General features: G+C 65.3%; 16 protein-coding genes. 7 read left to right on the top strand and 9 right to left on the bottom strand.

Translation table 11 applies throughout. The features are described 5' to 3' along the window. Positions 1 to 8: 8 nt before the first annotated feature. Positions 9 to 1814 carry a GH25 family lysozyme gene (locus tag ACFVTM_RS13425; RefSeq protein ID WP_390203967.1) on the bottom strand — a complete coding sequence of 602 codons (1806 nt, stop codon included), beginning with the start codon at positions 1812 to 1814 and terminating at the stop codon, positions 9 to 11. A 151-nt stretch (positions 1815 to 1965) separates the two neighbouring features. On the opposite strand from ACFVTM_RS13425, the gene rfbB reads away from it, so the two are divergent. After that, positions 1966 to 2964 carry a dTDP-glucose 4,6-dehydratase gene (rfbB, locus tag ACFVTM_RS13420; protein ID WP_390203966.1) on the top strand — a complete coding sequence of 333 codons (999 nt, stop codon included), beginning with the start codon at positions 1966 to 1968 and terminating at the stop codon, positions 2962 to 2964. Positions 2965 to 2967: 3 nt separating this feature from the next. Continuing rightward, positions 2968 to 4392, top strand: a complete 1425-nt coding sequence (locus ACFVTM_RS13415) for a sugar nucleotide-binding protein (protein ID WP_390203965.1) — start codon at positions 2968 to 2970, stop codon at positions 4390 to 4392. 103 nt (positions 4393 to 4495) lie between these two features. Here the strand turns inward: ACFVTM_RS13415 and ACFVTM_RS13410 are convergent, their stop codons facing one another. Both ACFVTM_RS13410 and ACFVTM_RS13405 read right to left on the bottom strand, forming a co-directional pair. Then, on the bottom strand, positions 4496 to 6169 hold the full coding sequence (locus tag ACFVTM_RS13410) for a DUF2142 domain-containing protein (RefSeq protein ID WP_390203964.1): 1674 nt from the start codon (positions 6167 to 6169) through the stop codon (positions 4496 to 4498). Next, positions 6166 to 7170 carry a substrate-binding domain-containing protein gene (locus ACFVTM_RS13405; RefSeq protein WP_390203963.1) on the bottom strand — a complete coding sequence of 335 codons (1005 nt, stop codon included), beginning with the start codon at positions 7168 to 7170 and terminating at the stop codon, positions 6166 to 6168. Before ACFVTM_RS13405 ends, ACFVTM_RS13410 begins: the two co-directional genes overlap by 4 nt. 265 nt (positions 7171 to 7435) lie before the next feature. Here ACFVTM_RS13405 and ACFVTM_RS13400 point away from each other — a divergent pair, with 265 nt between their 5' ends. Then, on the top strand, positions 7436 to 7912 hold the full coding sequence (locus ACFVTM_RS13400) for a GtrA family protein (protein ID WP_390203962.1): 477 nt from the start codon (positions 7436 to 7438) through the stop codon (positions 7910 to 7912). Here ACFVTM_RS13400 and ACFVTM_RS13395 read toward each other — a convergent pair. Next, positions 7909 to 9501, bottom strand: a complete 1593-nt coding sequence (locus ACFVTM_RS13395; protein ID WP_390203961.1) for a DUF2142 domain-containing protein — start codon at positions 9499 to 9501, stop codon at positions 7909 to 7911. The genes ACFVTM_RS13400 and ACFVTM_RS13395 overlap by 4 nt on opposite strands. A gap of 371 nt (positions 9502 to 9872) precedes the next feature. Here ACFVTM_RS13395 and ACFVTM_RS13390 point away from each other — a divergent pair, with 371 nt between their 5' ends. Beyond that, on the top strand, positions 9873 to 10931 hold the full coding sequence (locus ACFVTM_RS13390; protein WP_390203960.1) for a CpaF family protein: 1059 nt from the start codon (positions 9873 to 9875) through the stop codon (positions 10929 to 10931). Then, the gene (locus tag ACFVTM_RS13385) at positions 10813 to 12297 is read left to right on the top strand and encodes a recombinase family protein (protein WP_390204084.1); all 1485 of its coding nucleotides are present in this window, start codon (positions 10813 to 10815) and stop codon (positions 12295 to 12297) included. Before ACFVTM_RS13390 ends, ACFVTM_RS13385 begins: the two co-directional genes overlap by 119 nt. Before the next feature lie 11 nt (positions 12298 to 12308). Here the strand turns inward: ACFVTM_RS13385 and ACFVTM_RS13380 are convergent, their stop codons facing one another. Next, positions 12309 to 12668 (bottom strand): helix-turn-helix domain-containing protein, encoded by a 360-nt coding sequence (locus tag ACFVTM_RS13380; RefSeq protein ID WP_390203959.1) that lies wholly within the window; start codon positions 12666 to 12668, stop codon positions 12309 to 12311. Between the two features lie 199 nt (positions 12669 to 12867). Here ACFVTM_RS13380 and ACFVTM_RS13375 point away from each other — a divergent pair, with 199 nt between their 5' ends. Then, positions 12868 to 13110: a hypothetical protein gene (locus tag ACFVTM_RS13375; protein WP_390203958.1), complete on the top strand. Its 243-nt coding sequence runs from the start codon at positions 12868 to 12870 to the stop codon at positions 13108 to 13110. A 243-nt stretch (positions 13111 to 13353) separates the two neighbouring features. On the opposite strand, the gene ACFVTM_RS13370 is transcribed toward ACFVTM_RS13375, so the two are convergent. The 4 genes from ACFVTM_RS13370 to ACFVTM_RS13355 form a co-directional block, all read right to left on the bottom strand. Continuing rightward, the gene (locus ACFVTM_RS13370) at positions 13354 to 14046 is read right to left on the bottom strand and encodes a recombinase family protein (RefSeq protein WP_390203957.1); all 693 of its coding nucleotides are present in this window, start codon (positions 14044 to 14046) and stop codon (positions 13354 to 13356) included. 37 nt (positions 14047 to 14083) lie between these two features. Further along, positions 14084 to 14254 carry a hypothetical protein gene (locus ACFVTM_RS13365; protein ID WP_390203956.1) on the bottom strand — a complete coding sequence of 57 codons (171 nt, stop codon included), beginning with the start codon at positions 14252 to 14254 and terminating at the stop codon, positions 14084 to 14086. 155 nt (positions 14255 to 14409) lie between these two features. Continuing rightward, entirely contained in the window at positions 14410 to 15204 is a 795-nt protein-coding gene (locus ACFVTM_RS13360) for a hypothetical protein (protein ID WP_390203955.1), read from the bottom strand. A 75-nt stretch (positions 15205 to 15279) separates the two neighbouring features. Next, entirely contained in the window at positions 15280 to 16020 is a 741-nt protein-coding gene (locus ACFVTM_RS13355) for a hypothetical protein (protein WP_390203954.1), read from the bottom strand. A 125-nt stretch (positions 16021 to 16145) separates the two neighbouring features. Between ACFVTM_RS13355 and ACFVTM_RS13350 the strand changes: the two genes are divergently transcribed. Next, positions 16146 to 16406, top strand: coding sequence for a hypothetical protein (locus tag ACFVTM_RS13350; protein ID WP_390203953.1), 261 nt, complete (start codon positions 16146 to 16148; stop codon positions 16404 to 16406). Positions 16407 to 16497 lie beyond the last annotated feature (91 nt).

Here is a 16497-nt window from a genome sequence, read left to right as displayed (position 1 = left end):
AAGCGTTCCTAGAAGTAGGAGATGTCCACTGTCCGCTTGGTCAGGCTGTTGGTCAGCTGCCAGCTGTTGCCACGCACAATGCCTACCGTGGTCAGCTTGTCCCCGTTCCAGTCGCCGGTGATGGGACGGTCGGAGCCGACCCCGAAGGCGATGAAGTTGGACACCACCGGGGACTTGATGCGGTTGCTGAGCCACCACTCACCGTTGCGCCACACCCCGATGCTGGTTTTTCCGTCCCCGTTCCAGTCGCCGATGATCGGCGTATCCGAGGGAATGCCGAAGCCGGTGTACTCGTTGACCACCGGGTTGTTGACGTTGTAGCTGACCTGGAAGCTGGAGTTGCGCCAGATGCCGATCCCGTCCCGGCCGGAGCCGCTCCAGTCGCCCACGATGGGCGTGTCTGATCCGACGCCGAAGCCGACGACCTTCGTGATGGCCCGGGTGTTGATGTCGTCCACGAGCCACCACATGCCGTTGCGGAAGACCCCGATCCCGGCCCGGCCGTCCCCGTTCCAGTCGCCGACGACGGGTTTGTCGCCGGGGCTGCCGTAGCTGAAGCAGCGCCGCGGCGCCGAGGGCATCTGCAGGCACCAGAATCCGTCCTTGAACCAGCCGGTGTAGGACTTGCCGTCGCCTGCCCATTTGCCGCTCAGCAAGGTGGCGCCCGGGATGAGGCCGATCGGGTACGTGTCAGGCGTGGAGGCGAATTTCCGCAGCTGGTCCATCGAGCCGTTGAAGACGTTCTGGTCGCCGGGGAACGTGGCCCTGGTGGTCTGGGACGCGTCCGCGTAGGCGTTGGCATACTGCCAGGCCGTGTACGTGGGCCATCCGCCGGGAACGGCCGGCGCGTTGGTGTAGTAGGAGGCCAGCCACAGCGGGTTCACCTGGCTGAATTCGCTGGTGTTGCCGAGGCAGTCGCGCCAGAAGTAGTAGCTGGTGTAGATCATGGCCTGCTTGTTGGTCATGCGGTACACGGTCTGGGTGAAGTCCCGGACCCAGGTGGCCAGCTGCCCCGGCGAGGCCCCGTAGCAGCGGTTGAGGCCGGCGTAGGGGTTGTCCTCGATGTCCAGGACCGGGGGCATCGTGATGCCGTCGGCGGACCAGCCGCCACCGTTGTTGACGAAGAACCGGGCCTGGGCGGCGCCGTCGGAAACATCCGGCCGGCCGAAGTGGTAGGCGCCGCGGAGCAGGCCGACAGAGCTTGCTCCGGTGTACTGATTCCCGAACTCGCTGTTGCGGTAGGTGGTTCCCTCCGTGGCCTTGACGTAGGCGAAGCGGGCGCCGTTGCCCTTGACGGAAGACCAGTTGACGCTGCCCTGCCAGGAGCTGACGTCCAGGCCCAGCGGCTGCCCGCGGGTGAAGGAGGGCTGCTCGCCCACCCAGGGCTCCGTGGCCTGGGTGACGGGGACCTGCTGCGTCCTGGCCATGGCGGCCGAGGCCGACGCCGGGTTGAGGCCTGCACGGCCCATGCGGGCCTGGCCCTGTTCCGGCGCCGACTCCGCCGTGGGCGCCGCCTGCACCCTGGCAGTCGGGGACGCCGGGGCAGAGGAGCTGGCCGGGGCCGTGACAGGGGCAGAGGCGCGGGCAGGGGTGCTGGCCGGTGCCGTTGCCGCGGCGCTGGCGGTCGCCGTCGCGGTCGGTTTGGCGGCGGTGGGGGCCGTTCCGGCGGGCGCAGGCGCCGTTGTGCTGGCCGCGGGCGAGGGGCTGGGCGCCGGTGCCGCAGCAGCAGGATTAGCCCAGGCCAGCGCCAGCGCGAAGGGAAGGCAGAGTGCCGCCGCGGTCCGTAGTTTGTGGATTTTGATTGTCTTCACCATTACTCCGGAGGGTCTGGACAGAGGCCAAGATCACCCCCGCATGTGCGTAAAGAGTAACCAATTGCCTCCAGTGATACCACTGTGGCCAATGTTGCGATTGGTGTGTCAGTCCCGGCGAGGGCCGAATTTTGGCAGCCGGTAAGCTGGCCTAATGCAGAAACTCCTCGTCACCGGCGGCGCCGGATTCATCGGTTCCAATTTTGTCCACTACGTACTGGAGACCACAGACCATCACGTCACGGTCCTCGACAAGCTCACCTACGCGGGCAATGTGGAATCACTGGCGGGCCTCCCTGCAGACCGCTTTACGCTGGTGCAAGGCGATATCTGCGACGCCGCCGTGGTTGAGAGCCTGGTTGCCGCGACCGATGTCGTGGTGCACTACGCGGCCGAATCCCACAACGACAACTCCCTGCACGATCCCCGCCCGTTCCTGGACACCAACATCATCGGAACGTACACGCTGATCGAGGCCGCGCGGAAGCACAACAAGCGCTTCCACCACATCTCCACCGATGAGGTCTACGGCGACCTCGAGCTCGACGACCCGGAGCGGTTCACCGAGAGCACGCCGTACAACCCCTCCAGCCCGTACTCCTCCACCAAGGCGGGCTCGGATCTGCTGGTCCGCGCCTGGGTGCGGTCCTTCGGCCTGCAGGCGACCATCAGCAACTGCTCGAACAACTACGGCCCGTACCAGCACGTGGAGAAGTTCATCCCGCGCCAGATCACCAACGTGATCGACGGCATCCGTCCCAAGCTGTACGGCAAGGGCGAGAACGTCCGCGACTGGATCCACGCCAACGACCACTCGTCCGCTGTCCTGGCGATCATCGCCAAGGGCCGGATCGGGGAGACCTACCTGATCGGCGCCGACGGCGAGAAGAACAACAAGGACGTCGTCGAACTGATCCTCAAGCACATGGGCCAGGCCCCGGACGCGTACGACCACGTGGTGGACCGTCCCGGCCACGACATGCGGTACGCGATCGACTCCGCCAAGCTCCGCGACGAACTCGGCTGGGAGCCGCAGTTCTCCAACTTCGAGGCCGGCATCGAGGACACCATCGCCTGGTACCGGAACAACGAGGACTGGTGGCGGCCGCAGAAGGCCGCGACGGAAGCCAAGTACAAGGAACAGGGCCAGTAGATAATGTCGATCGAGTTCTCGAAGAAGCTCACAGCACACGAAACCCCGATTCCCGGCGTCGTCCTCTACGATCTTCCGGTCCACGGTGACAACCGGGGCTGGTTCAAGGAGAACTGGCAGCGCGAAAAGATGGTGGCCCTGGGCCTGCCGGACTTCCGTCCTGTGCAGAACAACATCTCGTTCAACGAGTCGGCCGGCACCACCCGCGGCATCCACGCCGAGCCGTGGGACAAGTTCATTTCTGTGGCCACCGGCCGGATTTTCGGCGCCTGGGTGGATCTGCGCGAGGGCCCGACGTTCGGCGCCGTGTTCACCGCCGAGATGGATCCCAGCCAGGCCATCTTCATTCCCCGCGGGGTGGGGAACGCCTTCCAGACGCTGGAGGACAACACCGCCTACACCTACCTCGTCAACGACCACTGGTCCGCCGACGCCCAGGGCCAGTACACGTTCCTGAACCTCGCCGACGAGACCGCGGCCATCAGCTGGCCGGTGCCGCTGGAGGAAGCCGAGCTCTCGGACAAGGACAAGGCCCACCCGCGCCTGGCGGATGTCACCCCGATGCCGCCGAAGAAGGTCCTGGTGGTCGGTGCCAACGGCCAGCTCGGCAAAGCCCTGCGCAAGCAGTACGACGGCGACGCGTCCGTTGAGTTTGCCGGCCGGGACGAGTTTGACCTCGGCAGCGAGGACGCCTTCGCCGGGCGGAAATGGAAGAACTACTCCGCCATCATCAACGCCGCGGCCTACACCGCCGTGGATGCCGCCGAGTCCGCCGAAGGCCGCGCCGCCGCCTGGGCGGTCAACGTCACCGCCGTGTCCCGGCTGGCCCGCACCGCCGTCGAGCACGACCTCACGCTGGTGCATGTGTCCTCGGACTATGTCTTCGACGGCACGCGCGCCACGCACGACGAATCGGAGCCCGTCGCGCCGCTGGGCGTCTACGGCCAGACCAAAGCCGCGGGCGACGCCGTCGTCAGCGTGGTGCCCCGGCACTACATCGTGCGCACCAGCTGGGTGATCGGCGAGGGAAACAACTTTGTCCGCACCATGGCCTCGCTGGCGGAGCGCGGCATTGAACCCTCGGTGGTGGACGACCAGATCGGGCGGCTGAGCTTCACCGAAGACATCGCTGCCGGCATCGCGCACCTGCTGGAGTCGGGCGCCGCGTACGGCGTCTACAACCTCAGCAACGACGGCGGGCAGCAGTCCTGGGCGGACATCGCCGCGGACGTCTACGAGCTCGCCGGCAAGTCGCGGGACGCCGTGACCGGTGTCAGCACGGAGGAGTACTTCAAGGGCAAGGCCGTCTCGCCGCGCCCGTTGAACAGCGCCCTCGAGCTGGAGAAGATCAAGGCCACCGGGTTCGTTCCGCCGCTGTCCTCCGAACGGCTGAAGCAGTACATGGGGGCCACGGTTTCCCAGCACTGAGGAAGCACCCAGGATTGAGAAAAAGACCCGTTCACTTCGCGTGAACGGGTCTTTTTGGTGCTCCGGGAGTTCCGGCCGGCCGGCTTTGCTCAGGTGGCGCGGCTCAGCCGGCTTCCGTTGCGGCCACGGGACGCTTGGCTGAACGCTTCGTCCTGAACCGCAATGCCCGTTTGGGCAGCAACGCATGGCCGGGGAAAAGATAGCTGAAGAGTTTGGACGCGCAGAACAGTACTGCGGCCGCGAAAGCCAGGGTGAGGACCTCCCAGGTCAGCGGCGGCTGCCAGCCGGGCACGGTGAACATCGTCTGCCAGTTGGCCGTCTCCTGCAGCCCCACGACGTACCGGCGGAGCACGTTCACGAAGGCGTAGGTGTGCGCGATGCAGCCGGCCAGCAGCAGGATCCGGGCGATGGTCCGGCTTTGCGGGCGCCGTCCGAACGGGCGGAACCGCATGGCGAGGCCGGCCGAGATGATCGCGATGGTGAACAGCGGCAGGCTGTACCGGCCCTGCCAGATGAAGCCGGCGGTGTTGATGAGGGCAGCCTGCACCACGGCAGGGACCACCGCCAGCAACCCGACCGCGACCCAGAACGCCGCCTGCAGCCGGTAGGGCCGGACCAGCAAGACCGTGAGGATGAGGCCGAACAACAGCATGTTCCAGAACATGTGGACGGCCTGCGGAACCGGCGCATCCAGCCACCCCGCGACGCCGATGTACTGGCCGGCAAAGTCAAAGGACTTGTCCATCATGGTCAGGAACGCGTTGTAGGGCCGCACCTCGCCGTTGACGTTCGAGATACCGGCCGGGGCCTCGCCGGCGGAGGCCGGCGCCCTGAACATCAGAAAGTTCCACGCTATGCCCAGGACGATTCCCACGGTGGTCAGCGCCGTCACGGCCAGCACCACCCGGTTCTTGAAGATGGCGGCGAGGTCCGCGCGGCGGAAGAAGAGGCAGGCAACGATTGCGCCGCAGAGCAGCCACAGCAGGGACACATTGCGGGTGTTGGCGAGCGTCGCGGCCGCGATGCCGACGGTCAGGATGCCCGGGCGGGCCCGCTCAAGGTGCCGGGAATTCTCCAGCACGGACACCAGCCCGCAGAAGGCGGCCATGGAGGCCGCGATTTCCAGGGAATTGGGATTGATGCCGCTGGCAAGGAACAGGACCATCGGCGTCGTCGCAATCGTGGCGGCGATCAGCGGCCACTTCGGGTGCCGCATGCGCGACAGCGCGGTGAAGCCGGCGGCGTAGAAGGCCGCGGACAGCAGGCCGCTGACGATCCGCATGGCGAAGATCGCCGGTGCGCCGGACATGAAGAGGCTGGGCAGCCCGACAAGCCAGTAGTAGAAGGGGTTGTAGAGCCCGGCCGATGTCACGCCAATCGTGAGGTCGTTGTCATCCATGGGGATGGCCGGGGCGCAGCCTGCCGGTTTCGTCACCTGGAAGGGGAAGCACATCTGCGACTGCACGTTGGCGATGTAGGACGGAACCTGCACGTGGACGCCGTGGCCATAGGATTCGCCGGGACCGGGGAAGAACTGGCCCCGGGCCACTGCGGCCGCCTTGATGGTGTGCGAGGGTTCGTCCGGGTAGGCCATGAGCGGGGTGGCCAGGATCCAGAGGGTGATGAGGATCGAGAGCAGGCCGAAGACGGGGAGGAAGAAGCCCATGCCGCCGCGGGTGGTCTGGGAGAGCGCGAACCGCCGCGCCCTTCGGCCAGGCTGGGTGTCCGCGGCGGAGCCTGTCGGGGAGGGACGTTCCGCCTCGGTTGCGTGGATCACTGTGCGTCCCCGATCGTGTCAATCAGTCTCTTGGATTCCCGCACGGCCTCTTCGCTGGGGGAGGTCACGTTGGCGAAGTATGTTGAGGTGACCTGGCCGTCGGGGCTGAGGACATAGTCCCCCCAGGACTTCACGAGGGTGCTCAGCTGGTGGTTTGAATACTCAGTGCAGAACGCCTGGTAGCTGACGACGCCGAGGGCGTAGCCCTGGTCGCTGGTCTCGGGCAGCGTGAATTCCACCCCGGTGGGCAGTTTCCGGGTGCTGCCTTCCTGGGCGGCCACAGTGGCCGAGTCCTTGGACATGCGGACGTAGCCGCCGCCGAAGGAGAGCAGCGCGGTTTCAAAGCGGCTGCCGATCGCGCCGAGGTCCATGAAGGCAATGCCGCCGGCAGTCTTGTCGACCTTGTCTGCGAGGTCGGAGTGCTTCTTGACCGTGACGGCGTTCTCGGCCTTGGGCCAGGTGGCGGAAACTCCCGAGGTCCATGCGGCGTCGGCGCTGAGGTATCTAGTGGCCGCCTCGGTTTCGACGCTCGGTTCCGTGGCCGTGATGGGCACGATGTCATCGGACGGGAGGGACGTCCCCGGATTGATGTCCGCGATTTCGGGTGCGTCCCAGCGCTTGATGGAGCCGGAGAAGATCCCGGCCAGGACTTCGCGGGAAAGCCTGACGTTCCGCAGGCTGGGGTTGTTGAGGGCGACGCCGATCGAGGTCACGGAAACTGGGACGGAAAAGGCGCCCTCCGGGCCGCAGACGTCCTTCGTCTGGTTCTGCTGCTCGGGGGTGAGGGGGCCGTCAAGGGCCGCGAAGTAGGCCTGGCGCGTTGCCAGGGCGGTCAGCCCCACGTTGGATCCGTCCGGCGAATAGTTCAGCGACGTGGCGGTGAGTTCCTTGCTCCAGGCGTTGCTCCAGGCACCGATCGGGTCCTTCTGCACGGGTGTGCCGATCGCAGTGAGGGATCCCCGGACTTCGCTGACGGGCGCGCCGCTGGAGCAACTGGTCACTCCGATTCCCAACAGCAGAATGCAGGCGAGAGCTCCGCCAGTGGACCGATTGCGCAAAGAATTTCCCTTCCTGTCCCGGAATGCCTCCGGAACCCTTCCCTCTTACCCTAACCGGTCCCGCTGTGTCGAGGGTTATCAGATCACGCGGCCGGGCAGTCCACAGGGCGGCGGTGCTGGACTAGACTTGCCGGATGTCCCCGCTAAATACGATGCCCGGACACGTTAGCGATTACAGGCGGTATGTTCGAACAATGGGGAAAGAACTGTGAGCATTGCTCACCGCATCAGGACATTTGTGCGCGACGGCTTCCTGGTTAAGTTCCTGGTGGTGGGTGGCCTTTCCTTCGCCATCGACCTCGGACTCCTTGCCCTCCTCCACGAGGTGGGCGGCGTCGACCTGTGGATCGCCACCCCGATCGCCTTCCTCACCAGCCTGGTCTTCAATTTCTTCGTACAGAAGAATTTCACCTTCCAGTCCGGGGCCCGGGCACACGTCAGCTTCCTCAAGTACGGCGCCCTCGTGGTGTTCAACGTCGTGGCCACCGACGTGATCGTCAACCTCATCGCGGTTTCCGGCCAGTCCTATGCGCTCGGCAAGGTGATCGCGACCGTCGCCACCACGGCGTGGAACTTCCTGCTCTACAAGCACTGGATCTTCAAGGCAGCCCCGGCGAACGATGGCGACACGGTGGACCTGGACGCCTCGGCGACTCCCGCCGGCGGCGCCCACAACCGCCACTAGCGCAGGCTTGCTTCGGCTTTCAACGGTTCCTCGATCCGGGCCTGGCTAGCGGACAGTTGGCGGTAGAGCAGGAATCCCGCCAGCGCGGTCACGCCCAGATAGACAATAGTCAGTGGGAGCCAGCCCAGCGGGGGCTCCCACTTGGTTGCCCCGAACATGTCGCCCCAGTTGGCCTCGCTGAACGTTCCGACACCGTACCTGCGCAGGGCGTTGGCGAACACCGCCGTATGCGCGGCGGCGGTGAGCCCGATCGTCCAGGCCGCGATCCGTTTTGCGAAGACCGTGTCCGGGAACGGGTGGGAGCGCAGGGCCAGTCCCGCGGCCAGCAGCATCGGGACCACCACGGGCAGTAGGTACCGGCCCTGCCAGATGTAGCCAAGCTCCGAGACGACCTGCGCCTGGAGGATCGGCGGGATCAGGATCGTGGCGGCGAACAGCACGATGAATCCCAGCCGGGGCCGCCATGCTTTGACGGACACTGCTGTGACCATGAGTGCACCGGTGAGGCAGGCCCACCAATAGAACACTCCGGTAGGCCCGTTGGTGTCCAGCCATCCCAGCTGGGCCACGTAGGAGGCCGCGATGTCGAACGTCCTCTCGAGCATGGTGCCGAAGGCCTGCTCGGGGGTGACGGCGCTCGGTGTGCCCAACAGGCTGGCGAGGGTGTTGGATGACTTGAGCCACAGCAGGCCGCAGGCTGCTGCGACGGCGATCAGGGCCGTCATGGCCAGGACGAGCTTGTCCTTCACCAGCAGCAGCAGATCCCGTGCCGGGACCGTGAGCAGGGCGGCGATGACCGCCAGCGCGAGCCACAGCAGTGACAAGGCCCGCGTGTTGGCGAGGACGGCGGCGGAGACCCCCACCACAACGATATTGAACCGGACCCGGGACAAGTCCCGCACATTTTCAAGGACCAGGCACAGGTTGACGAACACCGCCGAGGTGGTGACGATCTCCAGGGCGTTCGGGTTTATCGACCCGCAGAGGTAGAGAACCATGGGGGTGACGGCGATCCCGGCCGCCACGACGGGCCAGCGCCGGTTGGCGAACTGCGTGGTTGCGAAGAGCATGGCGGCCAGGAACAGGGAGCACAGCAGGCCGCTGAGGATCCGCATGGCATAGATGGCCGGCTCGCCGCTCAGGATCCTGGAGGGCAGGCCCGCCACGAGGTAGTAGAGCGGGTTGTAGTTGCCGGCTGATGTGCCGCCCGGCGTCGGCTGCCGCTCGTCGGCATTCAGCCCGGGGGAGCAATCTGCGGTGACGTTGACCTTGAACGCGAAACAGGTCAGAGCCCCGGTGTCGGCGATGTACTTCGGCACCACGACCAGCAGCTGTTCGCCCTGGTTCTGGCCCGACGTTCCCAGGAACTGTCCCCGTGCCACTGCGGCGGCCTTGACGGTGTGGGCCGGTTCGTCGGGGATCGACATCAGGGGCGAAGCGAGGCTCCACAGGGTGCTGAAGAGCGACAGGATCAGGAAAATCACGCCGAATCGCAGGACCGGCGCGGGGATCTTGGTCTGCGTGGGCTTCGTTGGCTCGGGCTTCGTTTCCGCGGACGCATCCGGGCGGGGCCGCAGCGATCTGCGCAAGGGAAGACTCATGGGTTCAGTGCACCGTTTCACAATGAAAGACGCGTCCCGCGCCGTTGAAGCGCCAGGGCGGATTGCTGCCGGTGAGGATTTGGCAGAGCCCGCATCGGGACGCTGGGGCCAGTCGGTCCCCCGTCGATCGTAGGGCCGCGACGTGCGCAGCTCAAAAGCGCGGCTCCCCCGATCGGCTGCTTCGACCCGTGGACCTGGGACCAGTGAGCCTGTTGTGACCGGTGGGGCAGGTGTTGGGCGAGAAAGAGGGCTGTTATCTACAGGGATCGGCCGCACCCTTGCCCGGCCGGTCAGCGCCGCCTAGGTTTAAGCCACTTTCACCGCCCCGGCACCGGGGCGGCAGTCATATGGGGGGCCACGTGGAGGCTGTACGCATTGTCGAGGACGAGGTCCGCGAGCTGATCCGCCGGAGGGGCCTGGACCCCCTACGGCAGACCGGAGAAGTCCGGCGCCTCGTCGAGGCGGCGGTCAGCGACTACGACGAGCGGGCCCTCCTGGCGCCGCTGCCTCCGTTGGGTCCCCTGGAGTCCGCCCGGAGATTCGTATTCGACGCCGTCGCGGGCTTTGGCGCGCTCCAGCCGTTCCTGGACGACCCGGGCATCGAGGAGATCTGGCTCAACGCGCCGAATGAAATCTATGTGGCGCGCAACGGCGAATCGGAACTGACCTCCGTGACCCTGACGGACCAGCAGGTCCGGGACCTTGTGGAACGGATGCTGAAAAGCTCCGGCCGGCGGCTTGACATGTCCTCGCCGTTCGTAGACGCGGCCCTGCCGGACGGCTCCCGTCTCCACGTGGTGATCCCGGATGTCACCAGGCGTCACTGGGCCATCAACATCCGCAAGTTCGTCGTCAAAGCCAGCCGCCTGGAGCATCTCGTGGAGCTGGGGACGCTGACGCCCCAAGCGGCCAGATTCCTCGGTGCGGCCGTCGCCAGCGGGCTCAACCTCCTGGTCTCGGGCGCCACACAGGCCGGCAAAACTACCATGCTCAACTGCCTCGCCGCGAGCATCGGCACCCGGGAACGGGTCATCACGGTGGAGGAAATCTTCGAGCTGCAGCTGCCGCTCCGGGACGTCGTCGGTCTCCAGTGCCGGCAGCCGAACCTGGAGGGGCAGGGGGAGATTCCGCTGCGGCGGCTGGTCAAGGAGGCCTTGCGCATGCGGCCGGACCGGCTGGTGGTCGGGGAAGTCAGGGAGGCCGAGAGCCTGGACATGCTGATTGCTTTGAATTCCGGCCTGCCCGGCTTTGTTGACGCACAGTACGTGTTAGCCTGTGCTGATGTCCAATCAAGCATTCGTGTACTGCCGCATCAGCGACGACAAAGAGGGCACAGGCCTTGGCGTCCAGCGCCAGGAGGCAGACTGCCGGGAGCTGGCGGAGGCTCACGGCTTCGCCGTAGCCCACGTCTATTCTGACAATGACCTCAGCGCTTTCAGCGGGCGCAAAAGGCCTGGGTATCTCGCCATGCTGGAGGCGCTCAAGGCGGGCAAGGCTTCGCGCGTCTACGTTTGGGCATCCGACCGACTCCACCGCAGGCCGGTAGAGCTTGAAGAATATATCGAAGTTGTCCGCTCTGGCGGCATACAGACGTACATGGTCAAAGGTGGCCAAGTTGATCTTGTGTCAGCAGAGGGAATCCTCCGGGCAGGCATGCTGGGGCAGATCGCACGATACGAGTCACAGCATAAGTCTGACCGCATCAAGCGCAAGCAGCAGGAGAAGGCGCTCAAGGGCCTTTGGCTGGGAGGTACGCGGCCTTTCGGCTGGAAGCAGTCAACTGATGGCTGGGAAGTGGATGAAGCGGAGGGCGAAGCCGTCCGCATGGTCTGCCACGGCGTGATCGCGGGGCGAAGTCTCGGCGCGTTGGTGAATGAACTCAACGACGCCGGAATGACTACCTCCCGAGCGAAGCCATGGGGCTACTCGCAGCTACGGCAGATGATCCAGCGGCCACGGAACGCCGGTCTAGCCGACTATCAGGGTGAGATCGTGGGGGCTTCCGAGTTTCCCGCCATAGTCAGCGAGGACGTGTGGCGCGCTGCCTGTTCAGTTCTTAGGGAGCCGGGCCGGCGCCGCTCGCAGTCAAACAAGGCGGTACATCTGCTGTCGGGCATCGCCCAATGCCATTGCGGTGAGCTTGTGCGAACGGCCAGCATCACGGGCCGCAGCGGTGAGGCCTACAAGATTTACCGCTGCCCGGCCAAGGGCCGGGGGCACGTTGGCAAGCGCATCGAGCCCGTCGATGCAATGGTGAATCGGATCATGGTGGCAGGCTTGGCCTACAGCAAACTGAAGCCAGTGCAGGAAGCATCCACGGAAGAGCTGCAGAGCCTCGCAAGCGAGACGGCAGCGCTGCGCCAGCGGCTTACCGAGGCGGCCACAATGGCCGCCTCCGGCGCCATAACGCTCGGGCAGTTGGCGACGATGACAGCCCATATTGAAGCGACGCTGAAGGCGTCGGAGGCTCGCATGGAAGAACTCGGGGCGCAATCGCACCGCCTGTCCGCACCCGGTGGTTGGCCTGACGCGAGGATGGACAGCCCGGCAGGGCTGGAGTGGGCCGCAATGGACATCGACACCCGCCGCGATCACGTACGGTCCATGCTCAACATTGCGCTATTCCCGCATGACAATGGCTCACCTAGGGTCTTTGACCCCATGACGGTACTTATCAGGATCAAGCAGTTGGGGGACAACAGAGGGCCGCTGACGTCTGAGCAGATTGTTCAGGCTCGGAAGGAAGACGCGCGCGGCTTCTTCACCGCAGCCACCCCGCACTAGCTATAGGCCGGCTAGTCGTCTTCTACGTCCTTGAAGGCCACCGCTCGAAGCGGACGCGGCGCGCCCGGTGAGCCCCCCGGCCGCACGTCCCGCAGTGTTCCGCCCCTGGCGCGCCTCGCTAGCTCTTCGATGAGTTCACTACTAGAGAACTCCGCGAGCTCATAAGCGCGGCCCTGACCCTGCCTGGGGGGAATCGTAGCTGGCTCACCGCCTGCCATCCGTTCCAGCGCCCCCAGCTTCTCGGCTGGCGGCTGCGTCTCCCCATAGGACCATCTGCGCAGCGTCGAGGGGTCGACTCCGAGCACGGCGGCGACGTCATTGCGCTTCATGCCGGTTGCTGCGAGTAGTTCAGTGATCCTCTGATTGGCCATGTGACAATGCTAAGCCTTCACGCTTGCGCGTGCATTGACTATGCACGCGCAAGCGTGCATGATGGGGTCATAACTGAATATCAACTGAATAGGAACCAAATGCGGTACACACCAAAGCGCCGGCTGGATCGGCTGTTGAGATGACCAAGGCGGGCCGTACGTCTACGGCCCGCCTCACTTTCCTAGAGGGGACAGAGCCATGATTGACCTTATTGACTTCGGCGGCAGCTACATTTCCTTGAGTAGCATCCATGCGGTGATTGACGAGATTGAGGGCGGCCTGCCTACCGGCCGCGTTTTCATCGACTATGGCCACGGCGGGCGCGCCGAGTTTGAGGGGAGCGCGCTTGACGTCATGCTCATCGTGGAGACCTGGCAACAGGGCGTAGCGGCTCGGACTTCCGCCGGCGCCAGTGTCATGCCGCACCCGACCGCCGCCTAGTAACGAGGGGACACCATGACCAAGGAAGAGCTGCAAGCCGACGCCGAGAAGTGGCTGGAGGCCCTGCCTAAGCTGACCGAGGTGCAATGCCGCCGCATCGTGGAGGTTCTGCGGTCGTGAATAGGGGCGAGCTATGCCCCCTCAGAAGCCAATAATTAACCCCTGAGACGACAAAAAGCCCCGGCCGTGAAGGCCGGGGCTTTGTTGCTTGTGAGGCTCTTAGAGCGCCGCGCAGGGCTTCCTCTAGTTGTCGCCTTTGTACTCTCCGCGCGCGGTCGTTGAGGCGAGTACAGCCTTGATGCTGGACGCCTGCCACTTGTCGCCGCCTCGTGCCGTCTTGATGTCCCTAGCCTCAAGCTCGGCGGCGATCTTCCGCAGGCTCAGATTGGCAGCAGCAAGGCTAACGATCAGCTCGACCGTGGATTCTGCCAGTTCGCGGGGCCGGCCGACGTGCACGCCTTCGGCGCGCTTCTGGTGCATGCCCTCGCGGGTGCGTTGTCCGATCAGCTCGCGCTCGTACTGTGCAGCGGAGGCCAGGATATTGGCCGTAAATCGGCCGGCAGGATCGGACGTATCGACGTTGGGGGAGAGCATGACCAGTCCCCAGCCCTGCCTGGTCGCGCGGTCCATCAGTCCGGCGAAGTCGCTCACTGACCGGCTAACGCGGTCAATCCGGATGGACATCAGGTGGTCAGCTTCGCCACGGTCTAGGCGCTCCAGCGCCGCCTGAAGGGCCGGACGCTTGAGGTTCTTTGCAGATAGTCCCGCGTCGCCGTCGATCACTTCCACATCCCAGCCTCGCCGCCGCGCCTCCTCTGCCAGAGTGGCCCGCTGGGCCTCCAGGCTTGCGCCTTCCGTTGCCTGCTCGTGTGTGGAGACGCGGACATAGGCGAGTGCTAGCGGCGCCTTGCGGGCGGTAGCTGTCTTGGTGGTCATGGCTCCACTGTACACAAAGCGACCCCTTTGTGTACAGCTATGAGTCCTCGTGCCCCGCCGCCACCTCTTCCAGCGCTGCCAGTGCCCCGGCCAGGAAGTGCCGCTGTGCTGCCGTTGCCTCCAGCTCACCGGCCTCTATCTGCGCCAGCACCACGCGCACATTGGCGGCATCGTTGGCCGCTTCCTCCGCTAGTCCCTCGTCTGTCATGCCTTCATTCTTCCAGTTGTCCACGTTTCCAGCCCTCAATGGGCGCAGGGGTGGGGGGTGCCCCCGAGGTCGGCGGAAGGCCTTGCCCGGGCGTCACAGCGCGTGTTGTCGTGTACGCATTATCAAGTCCATGAGACTCGTTCTCATTAGTACTGCTACGTGTTCCAGATCATCGGCAACTTGTGAGTGATCGCAAAGCCAACCTCAGCCAGTGAGCGCGGAGACTCGTCCGCCTTGTAGAACTGCCCAGCCGGCGCCGCCTTTCGCGCAGCGGTGTGCGCGTTATGCAGCGCTTGGCTGACCTCCAGAAGATGCGAGGGCCGCACGCAGTGCCGGACTTCGCAGGTGTGATCCAGTTGCGTCGCCCGTGTTAGCGTCCGCCCCGTCAACTCCTGGTACAGCCAGCGGTGCGCCTTGACCTCGCCGCGCCCTTGGCCGGAATTGAACTTGCCGTAGCCGTCCTCGTTGATGATGCCGGAGTAAAGCCAGCAGCCGGTTTCGTCGTCGCCGGTCAGGTGGCGGGCAAACTTGTCCAGCTTCGGCTCGTCACGCGGGCCGCGCATGTTTGCAACTACTGGCGCACCGTGGCGGAGGTAGTTGGAGTAATGGCTCCCGCACCAGCCAAGCGCCTTGACCTCCTTAGCGCATCCCTCGACTGAGCATGTCGCCTTGTCCGCCTTCACTTTGGACGCGCGCGGCGGCAGTTCGAGCGAGCCGTGTCTGGCCAAGCGGCCCCGGTGCATCCCGCAATATCCGTTAGCGTCATGCGGCTTGTCGCAGCCGTCCACGGAGCACGAGCGGCCAAAGCCTACGGCATGGCGCTCCTTCTGGCGGCGTCGCAAGTCTTGCTGGTAGTGGCTCTTGCACCATGTGTGAAATACGCCCGTGCGGGGCTTGTCGCATCCGTCAGCGGTGCATATGGTGGCGGTCCAGTCGGTTGGTACATACATTGGGGCAGTCCCCTTGGCTAGTGGTGTGGTGGTGTGGCACGCGGCCCCCGCAGGGGCCGCGCTACGGAGACTGAGCTAGAGGGCGGAGACGTCAACGCGCGTCGTGTTGCGCTCCTGCATGGCCCGCAGGTCGGCCTTGTACTTGGCATCCCGCTCGGCGTCGGCCGCTTCCTTGGCGCGCCGCGCTGCCCGTGCCGGCTCCAGCAGCTCTTCTGTGACGGTGAAGGCGGCAACCTTGCCCACGGCTTCGAGCCGTGCTGTGACGCTGATGGAGTCCACGAGCTGGGAGCCGTTGACTGCGACAGTCGGGGCCTGCGTGCGGCCGGATACCTGCAAGCCCTCACCTAGCACGCCAGCGAGGCTGAGGTCCAGGGCTTCTGTGATGGCGGCTGCGTTGGCCTCGTTGCCCCTGGTGAGCGTCGCGCCCAGCTTGCGGAGGATTGCCGCAACCTCAGCGCTCGCGGCCTCCACAAGGGCATCCACGGCAGTGGTGGACAGGATGGACTTGTCAGCCTTCAGCGTCTCGGCACGCAGCCGGAAGCCTGCCTGACGGTTGGCTTCCGTGGCACTGGCCAGATTCGCCTTCAGTGCGGTCACACGCGAGGCGCGGAGGTCAAGCTCGGACCGTAGTACGGCGACGTCATGCGCCACGGCCACGGCTTCGCCGGCCGCGTCGGCAGCGAGGACAGCGGAGAGCTCAGCGGAGGTTTCAGCGTGGTCGGCGGCGGCCACTTCGAGGCGGTGGGCGATAGCTTCAAGATCAGCAGCGGTAGCAGTGGCAGCGGCCTTGGCGGCGGTAAGTGCAGCGGTGGTCATGGTGACTCCTTGGGTGGGTGGGTTGAGCTGACGGCGATAGCCGGACAGCCGGTGTCGTAAGTGATGGTTAGGCTTGGGCGGTATCCGAGAATGCGCCGCACGGCGCTCTAACAGAGGGGATCGTCGTGAGCGACTACAGAATTTCTGAGGGCTTGATCAAGAAGATGCAGACGACTAGAGAGTTCGCCACTCTCGACCGCGCCGCACTCACCAGCCTCTCGACCGACCAGATTGGCACCATGTTCATCGAGTGCCAGGTCTTGACGGATCAGGTCTTCGCCCTGACTCGGGCCGTCGTTGCGCTGGAGGCGCTAGTGCGTAAGGGCGAAGAGGTGTCCGATCCATTCGAGGGAAGCATCGAATCTCTTCTGGGCGACGATAGCTAGCTAGCCTGCTGGCTACGGGCAGGTCTGAATCAGGAACGGGCTTACGGCTGGCGCCGACGCCCTGTGGAGCAACGGCCTCGCTGGTTCACAG

It is taken from the genome of Arthrobacter sp. NPDC058130, from assembly GCF_042884475.1.
Classification (GTDB): Bacteria; Actinomycetota; Actinomycetes; order Actinomycetales; family Micrococcaceae; genus Arthrobacter.
This window is presented reverse-complemented; position numbering and strand designations above follow the sequence as displayed.